General features: G+C 44.7%; 20 protein-coding genes and 1 rRNA gene. 20 read left to right on the top strand and 1 reads right to left on the bottom strand.

The genetic code is table 11. The annotated features are described in order from the left end of the window. From rrf to C1712_RS01915, 18 genes are all read left to right on the top strand, one after another. Window positions 1-99: ribosomal RNA gene (gene rrf, locus C1712_RS01995) — 5S ribosomal RNA — on the top strand; the annotation flags it as partial. An 87-nt stretch (window positions 100-186) separates the two neighbouring features. Further along, window positions 187-630: a tRNA (adenosine(37)-N6)-threonylcarbamoyltransferase complex ATPase subunit type 1 TsaE gene (tsaE, locus tag C1712_RS01990; RefSeq protein ID WP_102266308.1), complete on the top strand. Its 444-nt coding sequence runs from the start codon at window positions 187-189 to the stop codon at window positions 628-630. After that, window positions 627-1226, top strand: coding sequence for a tRNA (adenosine(37)-N6)-threonylcarbamoyltransferase complex dimerization subunit type 1 TsaB (gene tsaB / locus C1712_RS01985; RefSeq protein WP_102266306.1), 600 nt, complete (start codon window positions 627-629; stop codon window positions 1224-1226). Before tsaE ends, tsaB begins: the two co-directional genes overlap by 4 nt. A gap of 1 nt (window position 1227) precedes the next feature. After that, window positions 1228-1680 (top strand): ribosomal protein S18-alanine N-acetyltransferase, encoded by a 453-nt coding sequence (rimI, locus tag C1712_RS01980; RefSeq protein WP_102266304.1) that lies wholly within the window; start codon window positions 1228-1230, stop codon window positions 1678-1680. After that, on the top strand, window positions 1673-2701 hold the full coding sequence (gene tsaD / locus C1712_RS01975) for a tRNA (adenosine(37)-N6)-threonylcarbamoyltransferase complex transferase subunit TsaD (RefSeq protein ID WP_102266302.1): 1029 nt from the start codon (window positions 1673-1675) through the stop codon (window positions 2699-2701). The genes rimI and tsaD overlap by 8 nt, the downstream gene beginning before the upstream one ends. Before the next feature lie 93 nt (window positions 2702-2794). Continuing rightward, a complete protein-coding gene (locus tag C1712_RS01970; RefSeq protein ID WP_102266300.1) occupies window positions 2795-3421 on the top strand; it encodes a redox-sensing transcriptional repressor Rex in 627 nt (208 codons plus the stop codon). Between the two features lie 43 nt (window positions 3422-3464). Beyond that, window positions 3465-3617 (top strand): hypothetical protein, encoded by a 153-nt coding sequence (locus C1712_RS12610; protein WP_180963041.1) that lies wholly within the window; start codon window positions 3465-3467, stop codon window positions 3615-3617. Window positions 3618-3686: 69 nt separating this feature from the next. Then, window positions 3687-5072 carry an asparagine--tRNA ligase gene (gene asnS / locus C1712_RS01965; protein ID WP_102266298.1) on the top strand — a complete coding sequence of 462 codons (1386 nt, stop codon included), beginning with the start codon at window positions 3687-3689 and terminating at the stop codon, window positions 5070-5072. A gap of 144 nt (window positions 5073-5216) precedes the next feature. Further along, complete coding sequence (locus tag C1712_RS01960) at window positions 5217-6047, top strand: LicD family protein (RefSeq protein WP_102266297.1); 831 nt, start codon at window positions 5217-5219, stop codon at window positions 6045-6047. A gap of 23 nt (window positions 6048-6070) precedes the next feature. Further along, the gene (locus C1712_RS01955) at window positions 6071-7393 is read left to right on the top strand and encodes an N-acetylmuramoyl-L-alanine amidase (protein ID WP_102266295.1); all 1323 of its coding nucleotides are present in this window, start codon (window positions 6071-6073) and stop codon (window positions 7391-7393) included. A gap of 80 nt (window positions 7394-7473) precedes the next feature. Continuing rightward, the gene (locus C1712_RS01950; protein ID WP_102266293.1) at window positions 7474-9348 is read left to right on the top strand and encodes an ABC-F family ATP-binding cassette domain-containing protein; all 1875 of its coding nucleotides are present in this window, start codon (window positions 7474-7476) and stop codon (window positions 9346-9348) included. Window positions 9349-9436: 88 nt separating this feature from the next. After that, entirely contained in the window at window positions 9437-9790 is a 354-nt protein-coding gene (locus tag C1712_RS01945) for a hypothetical protein (RefSeq protein WP_180963040.1), read from the top strand. Between the two features lie 625 nt (window positions 9791-10415). Next, window positions 10416-12470 (top strand): ABC transporter substrate-binding protein, encoded by a 2055-nt coding sequence (locus C1712_RS01940; protein WP_102266289.1) that lies wholly within the window; start codon window positions 10416-10418, stop codon window positions 12468-12470. A 91-nt stretch (window positions 12471-12561) separates the two neighbouring features. Beyond that, window positions 12562-13518 carry an ABC transporter permease gene (locus C1712_RS01935; RefSeq protein WP_102266287.1) on the top strand — a complete coding sequence of 319 codons (957 nt, stop codon included), beginning with the start codon at window positions 12562-12564 and terminating at the stop codon, window positions 13516-13518. A 17-nt stretch (window positions 13519-13535) separates the two neighbouring features. Continuing rightward, window positions 13536-15362 carry an ABC transporter permease subunit gene (locus tag C1712_RS01930; protein WP_102266284.1) on the top strand — a complete coding sequence of 609 codons (1827 nt, stop codon included), beginning with the start codon at window positions 13536-13538 and terminating at the stop codon, window positions 15360-15362. Window positions 15363-15368: 6 nt separating this feature from the next. Further along, on the top strand, window positions 15369-16358 hold the full coding sequence (locus C1712_RS01925) for an ABC transporter ATP-binding protein (protein WP_219718827.1): 990 nt from the start codon (window positions 15369-15371) through the stop codon (window positions 16356-16358). Beyond that, window positions 16358-17758 (top strand): oligopeptide/dipeptide ABC transporter ATP-binding protein, encoded by a 1401-nt coding sequence (locus C1712_RS01920; RefSeq protein WP_102266280.1) that lies wholly within the window; start codon window positions 16358-16360, stop codon window positions 17756-17758. Before C1712_RS01925 ends, C1712_RS01920 begins: the two co-directional genes overlap by 1 nt. 3 nt (window positions 17759-17761) lie before the next feature. Continuing rightward, a complete protein-coding gene (locus C1712_RS01915; RefSeq protein ID WP_102266279.1) occupies window positions 17762-17959 on the top strand; it encodes a hypothetical protein in 198 nt (65 codons plus the stop codon). A 161-nt stretch (window positions 17960-18120) separates the two neighbouring features. On the opposite strand, the gene C1712_RS01910 is transcribed toward C1712_RS01915, so the two are convergent. Beyond that, a complete protein-coding gene (locus C1712_RS01910; protein WP_102265770.1) occupies window positions 18121-19458 on the bottom strand; it encodes an ISL3 family transposase in 1338 nt (445 codons plus the stop codon). A gap of 221 nt (window positions 19459-19679) precedes the next feature. Between C1712_RS01910 and C1712_RS01905 the strand changes: the two genes are divergently transcribed. Both C1712_RS01905 and ptsP read left to right on the top strand, forming a co-directional pair. Continuing rightward, window positions 19680-19979 (top strand): hypothetical protein, encoded by a 300-nt coding sequence (locus C1712_RS01905; protein ID WP_102266277.1) that lies wholly within the window; start codon window positions 19680-19682, stop codon window positions 19977-19979. Window positions 19980-20075: 96 nt separating this feature from the next. Then, window positions 20076-21776, top strand: a complete 1701-nt coding sequence (gene ptsP, locus C1712_RS01900) for a phosphoenolpyruvate--protein phosphotransferase (RefSeq protein ID WP_102266275.1) — start codon at window positions 20076-20078, stop codon at window positions 21774-21776. Window positions 21777-21782 lie beyond the last annotated feature (6 nt).

Raw genomic sequence — 21782 nt, 5'->3', positions numbered from 1 at the left:
GGAGTGGACACACCTGTTCCCATCCCGAACACAGAAGTTAAGCACTTCAGCGGCGACAATAGCTGGGCTTGCCTCAGTCAAGATAGCACTTCGCCGGTCCTTCTTGCCTCTAAACGAGGCTTTTTTTTTTGTTGTTTTTCCTGTATAATGTTCTCGCACACATTTTGATGCAGTTGGAGGTGTATGATGAAAACGATCGAAATTCATTCATTAGAAGAGACAAACGCACTTGCCGAAGCTTTAGCCGCAAAAGTATTTCCCGGGCTATTGGTTACCTTAAAAGGCGATCTGGGTGCGGGCAAGACCACTTTTACCAAGGCGTTTGGGCGCTCGCTCGGTGTAAAAAAGACGATCAATTCACCTACGTTTAATATCTTGAAGATTTATCAGGGCAGTTTACCCTTTTATCATATTGATGCTTACCGCTTAGAGGGGATTACCCAGGATCTGGGTTTTGAAGAAGTGTTTGCGGATGAAGGCGTCTGTGTGGTCGAATGGCCGCAGTATATCGAATACACGCTGCCCAAAGAACGACTGGAATTAACGATTACAAATCAAGAGGGAGAAAAGCGTCTGATCATGATCAACGGCATTGGAGAAAGATATCGTAAATTGGAGGAAGAATTATGAAATATGTTTGTATGGATACATCGCATCGACATTTGGTGATCGCACTGATCGAAGATCAAACGGTGGTTGCGGGCTGTGCGATTCCTTCTTGGAAAAAGCAGTCTGAAACCATTTTCCCAAAATGGATCGAGCTGATGGATCAAGCCGGATGGCAGGCATCGCAGATCGGTGCGCTTGTGGTGAGCGTCGGTCCGGGTAGCTATACCGGAGTCAGAATTGCCATGACGATCGCCAAAGTATTTGCGACGACCCGCAACGTTCCTCTTTATACGCTTTCTACGCTACAGCTGTATGCCGGGATGATGGAAAATGCCTATGTGATGCTGGATGCGAGAAGCAATCGCGCCTATGTCGGGAAACTTCATAATGGTGTGTTTATAGAGGAGCCAAGCATTAAGACATTAGATGAGATCAAAGCGGAACAAAACGATGATCTCAATTTAATAGGTGATTTGGATCTGCTGGGAATGCCGAAAACGGAAGTCGATTTTGTCGCAAATTTTTGTGATCTGAAGCCGCTTTGGCAGCTTGTGCAGAACCCGCATACGCTGGTGCCTTGTTATTTGAAGGAACAAAGCGCCTATCTGGTGAAATAAGATGATCAGAAGAATGAAACCGTCCGATCTGATGGAAATTGAACAGATTGAAAAGCGTTCTTTTTCATCAAAATGGCAGAAAGAACATTTTTTATATGAATTAAGTGAAAACGACTATGCTTATCTATATGTTGTGGAAGTGAACGGAAGAGTCGTGGCTTACATTGATTTTTGGATTACCTTTGATATTTGTCAGCTGGCGTCGATTGCCGTGCACCCTGCGTTTCGAAGAGCAGGTCATGCACATGCCTTGATGCAGCAGATGATAAGCGATGCGATAAATGCGAACTGTGATAATATTTCCCTTGAAGTGCGTATCAGCAATCTTCCCGCACAAAAACTGTATGAATCCTTTGGCTTTATGCAGGTCAATGTACGCAAGGGTTATTACAGCGATAATCAGGAAGATGCACTGCTTTTAGTAAAACCGTTGGGAGTGATGATAAATGAGTGATACCGTAATTTTTGCGCTGGAATCCAGCTGTGATGAAACCGCTGCGGCAATCGTTAAAAACGGATGTGAGATCTTGGCAAATGTCGTTGCGACACAGATTGATGTGCATAAAGATTTCGGCGGTGTGATACCGGAAGTTGCCAGCCGCATCCATGTCGAAAATATTTCCATGGTAATCGCAGAGGCACTGAAGCAGGCCGATATGACGATGGAAGAAATGGACGCAATCGCCATTACGCAGGGGCCGGGCCTGATCGGTTCTCTGCATGTCGGGGTACAGGCCGCTAAAACATTGGCATATGCTTTTGATAAGCCGTTGGTGCCGGTACACCATATCGCCGGCCATATTTATGCGAATCGTTTGGTAGAGGAGCTGCATTTCCCTTTGTTGGCGCTGGTCGTTTCCGGCGGGCATACCGAACTGGTCTATATGGAAGATGATTTTACTTTTGAAATTTTGGGAACGACGCAGGATGATGCAATCGGAGAAGCTTACGACAAGGTGGCCAGAGTGATGGGGCTTGGCTATCCGGGCGGTCCGAAGATCGATCGACTGGCAAAAAGCGGGGAAGCGATCTACCGCTTGCCGCTTCCTAAGACCGCCGGGGAACTGGATTTTTCCTTCAGTGGCTTAAAATCCGGTGTTTTACAGTTTATCGACCGCTGTAAACGGCAGGGTGTTGCCTATGAAGAAGCGAATCTGGCGGCCTCTTTTCAGGAAACGGCACTCACACAGCTATTGCAGAAGCTGGAAAAGGCAATCAAACTGAAAAGGCCGAAGCAGGTGGTTTTGGCCGGCGGTGTAGCGGCGAATTCCCGGCTGCGGGAACGTATGACCCAAATGATGGAAGAGCAGTTTCCGGATTGCGCTTATATCATTCCTCCGCTATCCTGCTGTACGGATAATGCGGCGATGATCGCAGTAGCGGGAACGGCTGCCTATCTGCATCAGGTAAGAGGCGAGATGGATTTGACTGCCGATCCGAGCATGGATCTTGAGGAATATGGCAATACAAAGTAGATGCTGACCTCACCTGTGCAAAATTGGTTAGTGCAATAAAATAAATTATTCACAATCAAAGGCGCTTGTGCTATAATAGGAACGGTGATAAGTATGACAAATAGGACTGTACCTAAGGCTACTTTGCAACGCTATCCCGTCTATCTGAAAGCACTTCGCAAATTACATCGAAGCGGAGTAGAACGCATCATGTCTAAAGAACTCGCCGCTGTGGTAAACATCGAACCGACGACGATTCGCCGTGATTTCTCGTTTCTAGGAAATTTGGGGAAACAAGGCTATGGTTATGATGTCGCAAAACTGATTGAAATCTTTAATCAGGAGCTCGGCATGGATTTCGATGAGAAGATCATTTTGGTCGGCGCGGGTAATCTCGGCAGAGCTTTGATGAAGTACAATAAATGGGACTATGTAGTAGGAGAGATTGCGGCTGCTTTCGATCTGAATCCGGATCGTCAGGGGGTGCGCTTCGGCATTCCGGTATATGATCTCAGCGAATTGGAAGAAAAGATCCCGGAAGGGTGCCGTATCGCGATACTGGCGATTTCAAAAGACATTCAAAAAACGGTCGATCGCTTGATCGCCTGTGGCATTATCGGTATCGTTGATTTTACGCATGAACACATCCAAGTGCCAAAAGGCGTGCGCTTGAAACCGGTAGATGTCGTTTCATCGATCCAAGAACTGGTGTTTGAAACAAATGCCAATTCATTTCAATAAAAAAGAAAACGAAGAAGTGGAAACTTGATCCGCAAAAACTTGTTTGCAGCGAGCCGGTGATGGTGAAAGACCGGCACAGGTGCGGAAGAAAGGAACAGCCACGGAGTTAGACTGGAGAACGTGCGTCGAAGCATCAGTAGACAGTTTCGCAGCCCGGCGTTATGGGAAAGGTGCATATGCGAAACAGCGTATATGAATGAGGATGGTACCGCGTGTGATGACGTTCCTGTTAGCAGGGGACGTTTTTTTATAAGGAGGAAAACAGATGTTTGAATTTATTACGATCAGAGAACTTTACGAAATGGTATTAGGCGGCTCATTAGTAGAGGTGGAAAGCTTAGAATATGTGGAATTGCAGGGCTGGATCAGGACGAATCGATGCAGCGGGAAGCTCGGCTTTATCGAATTGAATGACGGTACATATTTCCGCAATGCCCAGTTGGTTTATGATCATCAGTTGGCGATGTTTGATACGATCGCAAAGTATCCGACTGGGGCTGCGGTAAGTGTAACGGGAAAATTGAAGCGCACACCGGAAGGGAAACAGCCTTTTGAGATCATCGTAGCGGAAATGCAGCTGGAGGGCGACTGTGATCGGGACTATCCGCTTCAGAAAAAACGCCATAGTTTCGAATATATGCGTGAGATTGCCCATCTGCGTCCGCGGGCAAACAGTTTTTATGCGATTTATCGGCTGCGTTCAATCTTGTCGATGGCCATTCATGAGTTTTTCCAAAATCAGGGTTTTGTCTATGTGCATACACCGATCATTACCGGCAATGACGGCGAAGGCGCCGGAGAAATGTTTTGCGCCACTACGCGCAGCGATGATCACTACGAGGAGGACTTTTTCGGCAAGCAGGCGTTCTTAACGGTAACCGGGCAGTTGCATGTCGAAGCGTTTGCGATGGCTTTCCGCGATGTTTATACGTTCGGGCCGGCATTCCGTGCTGAAAATTCACATACTTCAAGACATGCCAGCGAGTTTTGGATGATCGAACCGGAGATTGCCTTTGCCGATCTGGATGATGATATGGAACTGATCGAAGATATGATCAAGTACTGTATTGATTATGTATTGGAGAATGCGCCGGAAGAAATGAAATTCTTTGAAAAGATGATCGATAAAGACTGTATCCGCCGTATCAGTGAAGTGCGGGACAGTGAATTTAAGCGCATGACTTACAGTGAAGCGATCGCCTTATTGCAGAAAGCAGATGTGAAATTTGAGAATCGCGACATTTACTGGGGCATGGACCTGAATGCGGAGCATGAGCGTTATTTGTGTGAACAAGTGGTAAAGGGACCGGTTTTCTTGACTGACTATCCAAAGGAGATCAAGGCTTTCTATATGCGTGTCAATGATGATCAGAAAACCGTAGCGGCTTGTGATTTATTAGTGCCGGGCGTAGGTGAACTGGTCGGCGGCAGCCAGCGTGAGGAACGCTATGAGGTATTAAATGCCCGCATGGATGAAATGGGCATGGGCAAAGAGAGCTTGCAGTGGTATATGGATCTGCGCCGCTATGGGGGATGCAAGCATGCCGGTTTCGGTTTGGGATTTGATCGCTTCTTGATGTACTTGACCGGTATGCAGAATATCCGCGATGTGCAGCCATTCCCGAGAACACCGAACAATCTGTTGTTTTAAGCAAGAGAAGGGACTTCCCTTCTTTTTGTTTGAGAACGGTTCAAGATCACAGGGTGGATGCCATCTTTCAAATTTGTCAGAAAGGTTGTATGGAACGCGCTTTTATTCTATAATAAAATAGGTTTAGAATGAATAGGTGAAAAGATGAAAGAATATGTATTGAAACAAAAGCGGGATGGCTCTGTGATCACGGTAAGAGATGTCCAGATGATCCTGTTGGAAATGTTGAAAGATATCGACGTTTTATGCCGTCGGCATGGGATCCCTTATTATTTATCGGGAGGCAGTTGTTTGGGTGCGATCAGACATGGCGGTTTTATTCCCTGGGATGATGATGCGGACATTTGCATGATGCGGGAAGATTATGAACGCTTTGTAAAGGTGATCGGCGAATTGCCGCAGCAGTATTACGCACAGTCGTTTGCTTTAGATCCAAGCTACAATGTATGTATCCCGGCAATGAAGATCCGCAAGCGCGGCACTTATGTGAAGGAACAAAATGTTCTGCTGCGCAATAAGTGCAAAAGCGGAGATGGTTTATTTATTGATGTTTTTATCGTCGATCATGTGTCGCAGGATCCAAAGCTCGATCGCCGTTGGAGAAGGAAAGCGCTGCTTCAGATGCCGCTGATTACACTGTTTGAAAATATCGGCATCAATCCCAAAAGGCTGAAACGCCGTTTTGTCGCTCTTGCGGAAAACTATGGCAGGAAAAATCAAGGCAGTGAACTGATCGGCTTTGAATTAACGTGGGTATTTGAATTTTTTAAGCATCCGGTGGTATATCGCAAGGATGACATTTATCCGGTGCGATACGTTCCTTTTGAGGATACGATGCTGCCGGTTCCTAAAAACCCCAAGGCACTGTTGGATGTGGAGGTTTCTGTTCATCACATGGAATATCCGCCGTTAAAGGAGCAGCGTCCGAAGCATATTAAAGATGTTGAGATCCATCGGGAATATCCGGAACGATAAGAAATGAAAGAAAGGAGCATATTATGGCATACGCACCGCGCAACCGACAATTTAAGATTCGCTGGAAGATCGCTCTGCCGCTGTTGGTCTTACTTTTGTTATGCGTTTATTTTTTCGCGCATCTGCTGTTTCAGCCGGCGCCGGAAGATACGCGCTATGCGATCTGCTCCTTTTCTCCGCCGCAAACGGAAGAAAAATTAAATCAGACTTTTGAAGACACCTATTTATTAAGCGATTATTTGTTTTACGGAGAATCACTGAGTTTGCTGCAGACAGCCTATGATGTAGAAAAAAGCGATGACATCGTCGGCAAGACGGTGGAATTGGTCGATGTGTGTGATCAAGATCATACTTATCAGTTGTCCATGGAGGGAAGCGTGGATCGCAAACTGCCTTTGGATGAACTGGAACCGGGTTTTTATGAGGTATATGTCGTTGATCAGCTTGTAAGAAAGCGTGCGGTTTATGCGAGCGATCTGCATGATGATCATTTTACAACGATCAAACGAAACGGCAAGGTGCATCGTATTTCCTTGATCGCCGATCGTTCGCTGTTAAAGGATTTTGATGTTACTTTGCAGGATCGCTATTTGTTTCTGGAGGTAAAAGAAGAGAAGCCGAATCAGGATGACTATGATATTATGCTGGATCCATCAGAATACAACAAGGACTATACCAACTATGTAGAACGCGGCGGTGAAGGCAACGGCGTGATGGAGTATGAGGAAAACTATCAGGCGGCGCTGGAATTAAAGGCGGCGCTGGAGAAATACGGTTTGCGAGTCGGTATTACCCGCGATCAGATGGAGGATGTCGTCAATACATATGGCCGCAAGGGACGACTGGCAAAGGCTTATCAAAGCAATGCCCGCTACTATTTCCATATCGGTTTACAAGAGGATGCCTCAGCGAGCGTACACGGCATGGAGATTTACTATTCCTCTCATGCTTCTGCGGTCTTGGCGAATGCCCTGCTTTACGATCTGAAGGCAAACACGGAATTAGAAGGAAATCCGATGTATGTTTATGATGAAAAGACTGTCGGTGTCATTGCATTAGAGCAATATACCGGAATGGATGGCAGAACGGTGTATGACAACGATATGGTAATACGAGAAGCCGGCGGGAAGGCGACGCAGGCAGGCATGTATTCGGAAAATACGGTAAAAGGCACGGCATCGTTTGCCAAAGACAATTTATATGGCATGCAGGCAATCAGTATCTACTATGGCTATGTCAGCAATGCCGATGATATGAATTACTGGAAAGCAAACCGCAAGCAGATCATGGAAGCGACTGCCGCATCGATCGCCAAATCTTTGCGGGTGGAAGAAAGCGAAGAATGAGATGTGATCGGCACAGGAAGTGCTGAAGGGTGCGAGCAGATGTAAAAAGATGAGAAAGTGGATGAGAAAAGAGGAATGATATGAAGTATCAAATCAGTAAAGGGACAAAATCGTTCGGTGTCGAAACGGTTTTTGAAAATATACAGTTTGAGATCAAAGAAAAAGAGAAAATCGCGGTTGTCGGCAGGAACGGATGTGGGAAAACGACCCTTTTGAAGATCATTGCCGGCGTGGAGGAACTGGACAGCGGAACGATCCATCAGGAAAATCGTATGCGGATCGGCTACTTGGCGCAGACGACGTTTGAAGATGAATCGCGAACAGCGGAAGCAGAGCTGAAGCTGGCTTTTGCGGGCCTGAAAGAACTGGAAAGCAAGATGCGGGAATTGAGCAGGCAGATGGAGCATGATTATGGGGAAGCGCTGTTAGATCAATATGCGCGGGTCATGACAGAATTTGAAGAGCGCGGGGGTTATACGTGGGAAGCGGAGATGCATACCATATTCACGAAGTTCGGCTTTGCGAAAGAGGATCTGCAAAAGCCGATCTATGCTTTTTCAGGCGGGCAGAAGACACGTTTGGGTTTTGTGAAGCTGTTGTTATCCAGGCCGGATATTTTATTGCTGGATGAGCCGACCAATCATCTGGACCTAGATACGATCGAATGGCTGGAGGGCTATGTGAAGCATTATCCCAAAGCGGTGGTGCTGGTGTCGCATGACAGGATGTTTCTGGATGACGTATGTGATGTGATCTATGAATTGGAATTTGGCGTCATGCGCAAATATGTGGGCAACTACACCCATTATGTCGAAATGAAGAAGCAGGACGTAGAGCGGGCAAAGAGCGCCTATGCCAGACAGCAGCAGGAAATCAAGCGGATGGAAGAATTGATCGAGAAATTCCGCTATAAGAAAAACAAAGCTGCCTTTGCCCAATCAAAGATCAAATATCTGGAACGCATGGAAAAGGTGGAAGAGATCAAGACGGATGATCGGCAGTTTGCGGCGCGTTTTACACCGCGGGTGAAAGGCGGCAGGCGAGTGCTTTCGATCGCTGATTTACATATCGGCTATGATCATGATCTGGCGGTGATCGATCTGACGATCATGCAGGGCGAAAAGGTTGCGGTGATCGGGCCCAACGGCAAAGGGAAATCGACCTTTGTAAAAACGCTGATGCAGCAGGTTCCCGCAAGAAGCGGAGAATTTCTGCTCGGACATCAGATCGAGATCGGTTATTTCGATCAGGAGCTGGCGCAGTTTCAGCGAAATGCGACGGTGCTGGAGGAAGTGTGGAATGCCTTTCCTCATTTGGATCGCACACAGGTAAGAACGGCGCTGGGACGATTTTTATTCAGCGGAGAAGATGTATTCAAAACGACCGATGTGTTATCCGGCGGGGGGAAGGTACGGCTTAGTTTTGTGAAATTGATGTTGGCGCAGCCTAACTTTTTGATCTTGGATGAGCCGACCAATCACTTGGATCTGGCTGGGAAAGAGGCGCTTGAAAACGCTTTGCGAGAATATGAAGGCACGATGCTGTTTGTGTCGCATGATCGCTACTTTATCCGTTCACTGGCAACGGCGATCTTGGTGATCGATGCAGGCAAGGCAACTTATTATCCTTTGTCTTACGCGGAGTATCTGGAGCGTTTGAAGCAAGAGGGGGCTGTGCATGAAGACGTTGTGGCACATCATGGCGCAGAGCCGATCAAGGAAAAAAATAAAAAAGTGCGTTTGATCAATTATGCGAAGGAAGCGGCGAAGCTGGAAAAGCAGATCGCCCGTAAGGAGCAAGAACTGGAAGATGCCAGAGCGCTTCGTTTCGAGCCGGAGTATTATCATGATTATCAGAAAATGCAGGCATTAGATGAACAGATCGATGAAATACACAATGAGATCGAACATCTGCTCGCTTTATGGGAAACGTACAGCGAACAGATCGATCACTAAACCAAACGATCAGCGATAAAACAGCTGATAGAAAGGAGGCGCGGCGCGCAAGTCAGTTTTGGCTATGCGCAGGGCGCAAATGAAGAACATGAAAAATAAATGGCGGATCTCGACAATCGAATTTATGTCAATATTAGAACTGCTGGCGCTGCCGATCCTGCTTTTCTTATACGACCGCAATCCTTTTGGCTTTTGGACGCTGCTGCTTTATTTAGATGTGATGCAGCTTTATCTGGTGGATATGCGGCAGATCATGCAGGCGATCAAGGCGGAGCGTTATGCGGATCTATGGAAACGCTATAAGGTGTATGCTTATGGAACATCGCTTTGTTATCTGGTGCTGGCATTTAAGGACAGCGGGCTTTGCATGATCCTGGTCGGCAACGATCTGCTCATGACGCTGCTAAATCCATTCGTCAAAAAGAAATACCAAGGCAAGTAGAGCATTGTCGCTTTCGTAAAGGATGAACGCATTGAGCAGATACCTGCAAATAGAAGTATCAGCGGGAAAAGGATGACGATGACAGATGGTAGCGGTTTGCTAAAGAAGGGCAGATCGCTTTTTTTGAATAGGCTTGCCGGTAGGTTCATAATATGAAGTAAGCCGTGGATCGATCTAAGGAGGAAAGGGAAAGCAGGTGAATGAAGCAGGGAGAGAAAGCGGCTTATGGCAGAAACGCCGAAACAGGAAAGGAGAAAAAGTAAAAAATGATGAAGAGATTAAGAAACGGCAGTCATCCTACGGTAAAAAAACGAAAAATATCGTGTATTTTATTGAAAAAACATGAATGAAAAATATTTCAATGAAAATGAAACCGAAATGTGGACTTTTGTGGGATGTGTGCCAAATGGTTCGAACAGTGCGCCGATAATGGAAAAATAGCTGATAAATAAAGGCTTTTTTGATATTTCTGATTTTTTGAAAAAACAGAAAAGGCCAAGAAATGCCGATTTATGAAAATATTTTCATGAAAAAATGGTTAAAATGTGTAATTTGTTATTGAAAAACTGAAAACCATCATGTATAATACAGGTATTATCAATACAGATTGATAGGAGGTAAGCAGATGAAAAAACTTTTAACACTATTTGCTGTTGGCGTTATGGGGCTTTCCTTAGTAGGATGCGGCTCCGGCGACAGCGGTGAAGAGAGCGGTACGTTACGAGTAGCGTCGCAGGAAATGAACGGTGATTTCATCGAAGGTTTCGGTAACTCCAGTTACGACCTTGAGGTGAAAAACTTACTGCACAACTACTATACGACGTATGACACGGATGCAGAAGGGGCGTTTGTTTGGAATCAGTCAATTCTGAAAGAAGAACCGTCTACGGAAGTAGATGAAGCAGGCAACAAAACTTATACTTTCAAACTTGCGGAAGATCTGAAATGGTCTGATGGTTCCGACATGACAGCGGATGATTTCATCTTCAACCTGCTGCTGATCGCTTCCGATGAATGGGTAGCGCAGTTGGCAGCCGATTCGACAGGTGACGCGCTGTTAGGTTATGAAAAGTATCACAAAGGTTTGGCAACGGAAGAAGAAGGCGGTATCAACAACATCGTCTACAAACAGGAAACCGATCCGGATCTGCGTGCGGCTAACGAAGCGGAAAACGGAACCGTTTACGATGACGAAGGATACGAATTGGATAGCAACGGTAAACGTATCCCGGTTACCGGTTATCTGGAAGATGAAAACGGCCTGCCGGCTGTCGATGCGGACGGTAACTTTATTCCGGTATTGACCGAAGCAGAAGGAAAGAACGGTGTGTTCCAGGGCGTTAAGAAGATCGACGACTACACATTCTCTTTAACGATCGACGCTTCACAGCTTCCGTACTTCTATGAAGAAAGTTATGTAGCGCTGTATCCGAAACCGATGAAACACTTAGCCGGCGAAGATGCGGAAATCGTATCGTCTGATGCAGGTTGTGAATTGGTCGGCGTGGATCTGAGCGAAATCGCTCCGCAGATCAAATCCGGATACCGTAAAAACCCGGATGTTGTTTCCGGTCCTTACAAACTGGTAAGTTTCAAGAACAAACAGGTAAAATTAACGCTGAACGAATACTTCAAAGGCGACTACAAAGGCGATAAGCCGGTAATCGAAAACATTCTGATCAAAACAGTCAATGCGACTACGGATATGGATCAGTTGATCGCCGGTGAAGTAGACGTATTAACAGGCGTCGTTGAAGGCGAAAAGATCGAAAAAGCACGTGCGACCGACTCTTTGAAAGAACAGACTTACGATCGTAACGGTTATGGCAACATGCCGATCCACAACGACTTCGGTCCTACAAAAGATCCTGCCGTACGTCGTGCGCTGAACTATGTTCTGGAAAAAGATGAAGTAATCAAGAACGTATTAGGCGGCTATGGTTCTACTGTATACGCAGATTATGGTGTAGCACAGTGGATGTATCAGGAAAATAAAGCACGTGTTGAAGAAGAACTGAATCACTATGATTACTCTATCGCTAACGCAAATGCTGAATTAGATGCAACTGAATGGAAATATGAGGCTGACGGCGTAACGCCATTCGACGCTTCTAAAGCGGAAAATGCAACGGATTACTTCCGTCACAACGCAAACGGCGAAGTATTGCAGATCAACCACTTAGGTACTGAAGACAATACCGTTACCGATGCAATCGAAACTTCTATGATGAAGAACTGTCCGAAAGCCGGTATCAAGTTCACGATCGAACGTACCGACTTCGCGGGTCTGCTTGAAAACTACTACAACGGTGCCGCAAAACCGGATAGCCAGAGAAAATATCACACATTCAATATGGCAACCGGATTCACACCGGTATATGACCCTTACTATTCTTCATACTATTCCGGCTTCTCAGGTACTTCTTTGAATGCGACTAACACAGAAGATGAAGTATTAGATGATCTGATGATGAAGATGCGTTCTTTGGATCCTTCTCAGAAAGACGAATATTCTGAATTATGGTTCCAGTTCCAGAAACGCTTCAATGAGATCGTGCCGGTAATTCCAGTGTACGCTAACCAGTATTTCGATTTCTATAACGCTAAGCTGAAAGGATTCAACACAGGTCCTATGGCTTCATGGTCTGAAATCGTATGCGATCTGTCTTGGGAAGAATAATTCTGATTTAGAATTATAAAAGTTCAAGATTATTAAAAAGCGGATAGCAATAACCCTATCCGCTTTCTTCTTATGAAAGGAGTTTATAGTTATGATCAAATACTCGATCAAGAGAATTCTATCATTGATCCCCGTAATTTTTGCTATTTCGATCGTTTTGTTCAGTTTAACAAAAATTATGCCGGGAGATCCTGTCTCAATGATGATTCCGACTTCCGCCAAGCCGGAACAGATCCCGCAGTTAAGGGAAGAAATTACAAAACAGTTGGGATTGGATAAATCACTTCCCGAACAGTATGTCGCTTGGATCGGCAATGTCGCACAAGGAGAACTTGGTTTTTCATCATGGAAAAACGACGATGTGAAAAATGTCATTGCCAATCCGCTGAAAAACACGGTTATTTTGAATTTCTTTGTGTTAATTTTCTCACTGACGATTTCCATTACGGCAGGTATCCGCTCAGCGGTCAAGAAAAATTCCTTTGTCGATCAGTTCTGGCAGGTCTTTTCTTTGATTTGTATGAGCGTACCGACGTTCTTTATCGGTTTGTGTTTGGTGTTTGTATTCGCTCTGCGTTTAGGCTGGCTGCCAAGCAACGGTATGCCGGTAGATGGCAGCGGACTTGGCGAATGGGTAAGATTTTTGGTGTTGCCGGTGATAACGCTGACGATCACTTCTTTGGCAAGTACGGTTCGTTATGTGCGCAATGCCATGCTTGATGCGCTGAGCCAAGATTATATCCGTACGGCACGTTCAAAAGGTTTGAGCGAAAAAGTCGTCGTTTATTCACATGCGTTTAGAAACGCTTTGATTCCGATCGTAACGGTCGTGATCGCACAGATCGGTACGCTGTTCGGCGGTTCGATGATCACCGAGTCCGTATTTGTTTGGGATGGTATGGGATCAACGCTCTTGACTGCGTTAAATCGACGCGACTTCTATCTGGTTATCGCAATGAACATGTTTTACGCGGTCGTTTACTTAATAAGCAACTTTATTGCGGATTTGACATATGCACTGGTCGACCCGCGTATTAAACTTGATTAGGAAGGAGAGGCTATTTTATGAAAAAAGAAAGTTTTTTCGCGAAACTTGGACGCTCTTTCAAATCATTGTTTAGAAGTAGTGTTACAGGTAAAAAGGAAATCAACGTATTGGAGGAAGAAGCGATTCAGTCGCCAATGCGTACGATCATTAAAAATTTCTTCAGCAATACTTTGGCTAAGGTCGGTCTGATCGGCTTTATCTTCATTTTGCTGTTCTCCTTTGTCGGTTCACTGTTTTTCCCGATGGATCCGCTTTATACCGAGCCGATCCTGAAAAATGTGCAGCCGGGGAGAGGATATTTGGATTATGGTTCCTGTGATGTAAAGGCAGAGGATATCAAACAGCTTGCTTCCGGTGCTACGTTCTCGGTCGTTTTAACAAATGATGGGAAGCTGTGTGCCTGGGGGCAGGATCAGGATGATGTGCTGGAAATTCCATCAAATGCAGATTCCGGCATCAAGGAGATCGCAGTAGGGGATCGTCATATTCTGGCGCTTACCAACAGCGGTTCTATCGTCGGCTGGGGCCGTGCGAACTGGCAGCAGCAAAATCTGCCGGTTTCGATCAAAGGCATGATGCGCGGGAAAGTCGTGCATGTCTATGCAAATGAAGAATATTCGGCGGCGCTGACCGATCAAGGCTATCTGTATACTTGGGGCAGTGTTACCTCTACGAAGCTGGATATCATTCCGGATGATTATCAGGGACATATCGTGGATGCCGATGCGGCGGCCATGGGCATGATCTTATTGATGGATGATAACACGGTACGGGCTATCGGTTCCGGCGGAGATTTCAAGAACTATCCGGAAGAACTGGAAAACGGCGAAGTGAAAGTCGTTTCCGTGAAGGCCGGCAAGCGTAATGCGATGGCTTTAGATGATGAAGGCAATGTTTATGCTTGGGGCGGCACTTCCTTTAATTTAGACACTGTACCTGATTTCGGTGAAAAGATCGTGCAGATCGATTCCGGCAAAAACGCATTCTTCGCAGTTGGCGAAAGCGGCAAGATCTATGGCTGGGGCGAAGATGCCGAAAGTATCTTAGATATTCCGGAAGATTTTGAAGCAGAACAGATCTTTGTGGATTTCTTCCAGGGCTACGCGATCAGCAAGAGCGGCGAAATGACGGCGTGGGGCAATGAAGGATTTATCTTAGGTACGGATGATCAGGGACGTGATGTATTGACGCGTTTGATGCACGGCGGTAAGATCACGCTGCTAGTCGGTGTGATTGCCGTATTGATTTCATCGGCAATCGGTTTGACAGTCGGAATGATTGCCGGTTTCAAAGGCGGTTGGATCGACAACCTGTTGATGCGTATTGCGGAAATCATCGTTTCGATTCCGTTTATGCCGCTGGTCATTACCCTTTCCTACATGATCGGCAGCAGCATGGATTCACAATCTAAGATGTATCTGATCATGATCATCCTCGGTTTATTGAGCTGGCCGGGATTGGCGCGTCTGGTGCGTGCGCAGATCTTGATCGAACGTGAAAAGGACTTCGTACTGGCTGCCAGAGCGATGGGAATCAAAGAAGGTTCCATCATCATTCGCCATATCATGCCGAATGTCATCAGCATGGTATTGGTTGATATGACGCTCTCTTATGCGGTCATGATGTTACAGGAAGCAGCGCTGTCTTTCCTTGGCTTCGGTGTGCAGCCGCCTAATCCTTCATGGGGCAACATGCTGAACAAGGCGCAGCAGGCAACGACGATCGAGAATTACTGGTGGCAGTGGATCCTTCCGGCAGTCTGTGTATTGATTGCCGCATTGAGCATTAACTTGATCGGTAATGCTCTGGGTGATGCGATTGACCCGAAATCAAATGAAAAGTAGGTGTGAATGATGGCAAAATTACTAGAAATCAATAACCTTCATACGTATTTTGAAACGAAGCGCGGGCTGATCAAAGCAGTAAACGGAGTTTCATTGTCGATTGAAGAGGGACATACGCTTGGCGTCGTGGGTGAGTCCGGCAGCGGCAAGAGCCAAACGGCGATGAGCATCTTGAAGTTATTTGAAAAAAATCAGAAAATTTATGATGGTGAAATCAAATTCCAAGGGAAAGTGATTTCCAATTACAATGCGAAAGAAATGTCAAAGGTACGTGGCAACGATATTTCGATGATCTTCCAGGAACCGATGACTTCGCTGAATCCGATCTTTACCGTAAATCGTCAGATTTCGGAAGTGCTGATGCTGCATCAGGGCATGAGCAAAAAGGAAGCAGAGCAGCATAGCATTGAAATGCTGAAAGCGGTCAAGATCGCCAATCCGGAACAGGTAAATAAGTCTTATCCGTTCCAGCTGTCCGGCGGTATGCGTCAGCGTGTTATGATCGCGATGGCGCTTGCCTGCAAGCCGAAGCTGCTGATTGCCGATGAGCCGACAACAGCGCTTGATGTTACCATTCAGGCACAGATCTTGTATCTGATGAATGAATTAAAAAGAGAAATGGGCACTTCGATCATGTTCATTACACATGATTTGGGTGTTATCAACCAGATGGCAGATGATGTAGCCGTTATGTATTGCGGACAGGTCGTAGAAACGGCACCGGTCGATAAGATCTTCCAGGATAGCGAGCATATTCATCCTTATACTGAAGGCCTTCTGACTTCGATCCCGCGGTTGAACACCGACCGCAGTTCAAAGCTAGAGGTCATTCCGGGCGCTGTGCCACATCCATTGAATCTGCCGAAAGGCTGTAAATTCGCGCCGCGCTGTAAGTATGCGACAGCGGAATGCCGTGAAAATGAGCCGGAATTAAAAGAAGTGAGTCCGGGTCATGCAATTCGATGCTTCCATCCAGTGAAAAGGGGGAAACAATAATGGAAAATGAAAAATTGATCAGTATTCATAACCTAAAAAAATATTTCCCGGTAAAAAAGAGCAGCTTTTTGCAGAAGGAGCAGCTTTATGTAAAGGCGAATGACGGCATTACGATCGATATCAACCGCGGTGAGACCTTTGGTTTGGTAGGTGAATCGGGATGTGGAAAATCAACGCTGGGACGTGTCCTGCTGCAGCTGTACCCACAGACACAGGGAAATACGATCTACTATGGCAAAACGATTTATGAATATAAACCGGCATATGTAGAACGAATTTTGAAAAACTTGCCGGAGCAGAAGAAAAAATTGGATGCACTGGTAGAAAAAGCCAAAGCGGTTAAGGAAGATGAAACGCATCACAATTTCAAAGCGGATGATGCGGATCGGGTTTTCCATGAGATCGTGCATCTGACCGGTGGTTTGATCTATGCCAAGGATCTGGCAAAGGCCGGCAAGCTCTTGTTAGAAGAATACCATGCCGGCTGTAAGGTAGTGGAAGAGGCAGCCAAGCTGGAAAAAGACAGTGCCAATCGCGCTGCTTATGAAGCGGCGGTAAAGAAACAGGAAGAAATCCGCGCGCAGTTAGATGAAATGCGCAAAGAATGCGAACAGAGCGATGCTTTCTTAAAAGCTGAGCAGTATTGGGATCATGGTATTGATCTGGGCATGCTGAAAAAAGAAGAGTTGCGTTTGCTGCGCCAGGATATTCAGATTATTTTCCAGGATCCGTATTCTTCTTTGAATCCGCGTTTGACCGTCGGACAGCTGATCAGTGAGCCGCTGGTTGGACATAAGCTGTTCAAAAAGGGTTCACAGGAACTGGAAGACTACATCATTGAGATCATGGATAAGTGCGGTCTGGAAAAATATTTCATTCACCGTTATCCGCACCAGTTCTCCGGTGGACAGCGTCAGCGTATCGGTATTGCGCGTGCATTAGCGCTGAACCCGAAATTCATCGTTTGTGATGAAGCGGTATCGGCGTTGGATGTTTCCATTCAGTCACAGATCCTGAACCTGCTTCAGGAACTGAAAGAGAAAGAAAATCTGACCTATCTGTTCATTTCACATGACCTAAGTGTCGTGAAATATATTTCCGATCGTATCGGCGTCATGTATTTGGGCAATATGGTAGAGTCGGCACGTTCCGAGGATATTTTCAAGAATCCGCTGCATCCTTATACGGAGGCATTGCTCAATGCGATTCCGACAACGGATGCCGATAACAAGGAGCTGCAAATTCTGGAAGGCGATATTCCAAGTCCGGTCAATCCGCCGAAAGGATGTAAATTCCATACGAGATGTAAATATGCGATGGATATTTGCCGCGAGAAAAATCCGGAATGGATGGAAATCGAGCCGCAGCACTTTGTGGCCTGCCACTTAAGGAAGAAATAATCAATGCTTCCACGTTTGAAAAATAAAATAAAGTCGCGTATGAAGGACGAGCAGGAATTAAAAGAAAAATTTTCTGATGTGGAGTTTGAAAAAGGCGATGCGTTCGCAATGTTCATCGCCGCAATCATCACATTTATACCTCCTGTTTTAATCTGCCTGCTCGTCATCTACGGGATTTTATGGTTATTGTTTTTGAGATGAGAACAAATGTCATATTTGAGTAATCTAAACTTTCGAGTGGTTTTGAGAAAATGAACTCTAAACTTTCGAGTGGTTTAAGATGAGATAAAAGGTGGTATATTTAGTACAAGTAAGTACTAATGAACCACCTTTTTATGTGTCGAGAAGTACGATTCATTTATTTATTTGTTTTTATTATATTTGCCTCTTCTTTTGCCTTGAACTTTATTAGATTTTAATTGATTTGTAATTGAATAGAAAACCTTTGGATTTAAAGCAAAAATACATCTTTTTCTAAAACGGATAAAATTAGATACTCCTTTTGATACAGATAAATATGTTCTAATTTGCCCATTGATATTTTCACAGAGTGCATTGCTTAGTTTGTGCTCATCAAAAGGTCTTTTGAATGAATTAAGAATTTCTGGTTTCCAGTTTTCAAGTGTTTGAATAAAATCATGGAACTCTGATATTCCTGATTTTTTAAAAGCTTCTAAAATAGAATTGAACCATTCCTCACAATTTTCTTCCGTTGCATTTTTATTAAAGGTTAAATACATCTCTTTTAGGTGATATCCTAAAGCCAATGTTTCACTAATCTCAAGAATTAAATCAAGTAGCTGTCTTTTGTTTAGTTTCATTTTGAAGCGATTATTGTAGACTGGTTCATTATCGAGAAAAACATTCTTTTCAATTAAGTCTTTCCATGTTTTGAGTAAATAGTAACTATCACTGCCATATTCTACCTGATACATGATATTAAGACGTATACGGCGGAAACTAGTCATTAAATGTTCGACAACATGAAATGGATCAACAGCTACAATGCAGTTAGGGAAATACTTATTCGCTACTTCTTTATAAGGAAACCACATATCAATGGTTACATATTTTACGTTGTTCCGTTCTATTTGAGGAATCTTTTCAAAATAACGTTTTAATTCTGCTTTAGAACGAGATGGAAGTATTTCAAAAAGAGAACGTTTCTTATTATCCACCATCACACATAAATAAGCAGAATCTTTTCGTTTTGCCATTTTTGAATGAATCTCATCAATCCCTATAGATTCAGGTAGAGTGATTCTAGGAATGTTTACGAAGCTATCAAAATATCTTTGTACTTGGGTAGGAGAGATATGGTTCAGCTCAGCTACCATTTTATATGAATAATTCAAATTAGAAAGCTGCTTCATAATGTTTTCAAAAGAAAGATAAGAATTTCTAAAGTTAGAAAAAGTGAAAGGATTTTTCCCAGAGAAAGTACGCAAGCATTCGTTGCATTGATAACGATGGTTATAAAAGATAATTACCGCTTTTCTATCTGTTAGTTTAGGGTGATTGATTATTTTAGGTTTCGAATAGCCATTGGCATGAACGACACCATAACAAAAAGGACAAAATAAATCACCATCGTGGTTTAAGACGATATGAAACTCAGTTTTATCCTTACTAGTAACAACATTCATTTTTTTAATCTTTTTTCTATCAATATTAAATAAATCTGTGATAAAATCATTCATAGGTTAAATACCTCCTTCGTGTAATTTCTTCTCGACAAAGAAATCATATCACGAAGGTTTTTTATTCACCCACACAAAATGTTAGAGGTATCTGAAAAATACCACACATAAGTTTAGGGCGTACCCACACCCACACGGAAGTTTAGAGCGCCCATATTTGTTCTTTTCTTTTTAGGAAAAAAAGAAATATGACGTATTGGTATAATGGGGGAGGGATGGCAATGCACCAATTACTTTCACTGTGTGAAAAAGAACAGATCATGGCGACGCTTGCTCATATTTATAAGCGAGAGCATGCACAGGAAACAGATGAAGAAAGGATTGCGGAAAGCGGTGCTGCTTATTTGAATCAAGAGCTGTGCGCACGCATTGACGCCATCCTGCTATGTATGCCTAAGAAAGATGCGGCATTGATCAAATCGCTCTATTTGCGGCCACAATATGAAAAAGCCGCTCCGATCTATAACGAAATCGAAAAAAGCGAGGCGCTTACAAGATTTTTAGATTGTCTAACTATGTGAAAAATGGTATCATATATATTGTATGGTAAGGGCATTCATAAAGGGAATGAAGCGATGCTCTGCCGAACAGGATACAGTTATTAAGGAGGGTTTTTCATGTTAAAAGGTATTGCTGCATCATCCGGTATTGCGATTGCGAAAGTATATAAGCTGGAGCAGCCGAAAGTAGAAATCGTAAAAAAAGAAGCAGTTGCCGCTGATGAAGTAAAAAAGTTCAACGATGCACTGGAAAAGACAAAGAGGGATATCGAGGGAATCAAAGAGCGCGCTGCGAAACGTTTATCAGCGGAGGAGCTGGCGGTATTCGATGCACATTTGATGATGGCATCCGATCCGGAGCTGGCATCGCAGATCGTTGCAACGATCGAAAATGAGAATGTGAATGCGGAATATGCTGCTGACCAGGTATCGACGATGATGGTTGCCATGTTTGAATCTATGGATAACGACTATTTCAGAGAAAGAGCAGCTGACATCAAAGATGTTACGTTCCGCTTAAAATGTAACTTATTGGGACTGCGCATTCCTGATTTATCGGCGATTGATGAAGATTCGATCATTGTCGCTTATGATTTAACACCATCTGACACTGCGCAGTTAAATGAATATGCCAAGGGCTTTGCGACGGCAATCGGCGGCAGAACCAGTCATTCTGCAATCATGGCGAGAAGCTTGGAAGTACCTGCGGTCGTTGGATGCAGCGGTGTGCTGGAAGCTGCACAGGATGGGGATCTGGTCATCCTAGATGCGGTAGAAGGCAATGTCATCGTCAATCCGGATGCTGCTACGATAAAAGAATATGAAGCGAAAGCGAAAGCCTTTGCGGAAGAAAAAGAAGCGCTGAAAGCACTGCTTCATGCGAAATCTGTTTCCACAGACGGTCATGAGGTTGAATTGGCAGGCAACATCGGCGGTGTAAAAGACGTAGAGGGCGTATTAAATAACGGTGGGGAAGGCATTGGCTTGTTCCGTACGGAATTCTTATACATGAATGCCGATCATTTCCCAAGCGAAGATGAACAGTTTGAAGCTTATAAAGAAGTATTGGAAGGCATGGGCGGCCGCAAGGTAGTGGTACGCACCCTTGACATCGGCGGCGACAAGAAGCTGTCTTACTTCCAGTTCCCGGAAGAAATGAATCCGTTTTTGGGTTATCGCGCGATTCGTTTGTGCTTAGATCGCACTGATATTTTCCGTACACAGCTGCGCGCACTGATTCGTGCCAGCGTATATGGACGTCTTTGCATCATGTTCCCGATGATTGCGACGGTAAAAGAATTCCGTGATGCCAAAGCGATCTTTGAAGAAGAAAAAGCAAACCTGATTGCCGAAGGGGTTCAGGTCGCAGATAATATTGAAGTCGGTATGATGGTGGAAATCCCGGCAGCTGCGGTAAATGCGGACAATTTCGCAAAAGAAGCTGATTTCTTCAGTATCGGCACCAACGATCTGATTCAGTACTCCATGGCGGCTGATCGTATGAGCGAACATGTATCTTACTTATATCAGCCATACAATCCATCGATTTTGCGTTTGGTCAAAATGACGATCGACGGTGCGCATAAAGAAGGCAAATGGACCGGTATGTGCGGTGAAATGGCCGGAGAACCTTATGCGGTACCGCTGTTATTAGGTATGGGGCTGGATGAATTCTCCATGTCCGCAACTTCTATTTTGAAAGCCCGTAAGATGGTAAACTCTTTAAGCAAAAAAGAAATGGAGAAATTGGCAGAAGAAGCCCTGTCTTTATCAACTGCCGAAGAAGTATTGGAATTGGTCAAGAAAACAGTAGACTAATCAAAA

This window comes from Massilicoli timonensis (assembly GCF_900199515.1).
GTDB lineage: Bacteria > Bacillota_I > Bacilli_A > Erysipelotrichales > Erysipelotrichaceae > Massilicoli > Massilicoli timonensis.
The sequence above is the reverse complement of the archived record's forward strand: the minus strand, read 5'-3'. Positions and strand labels throughout refer to the sequence as shown.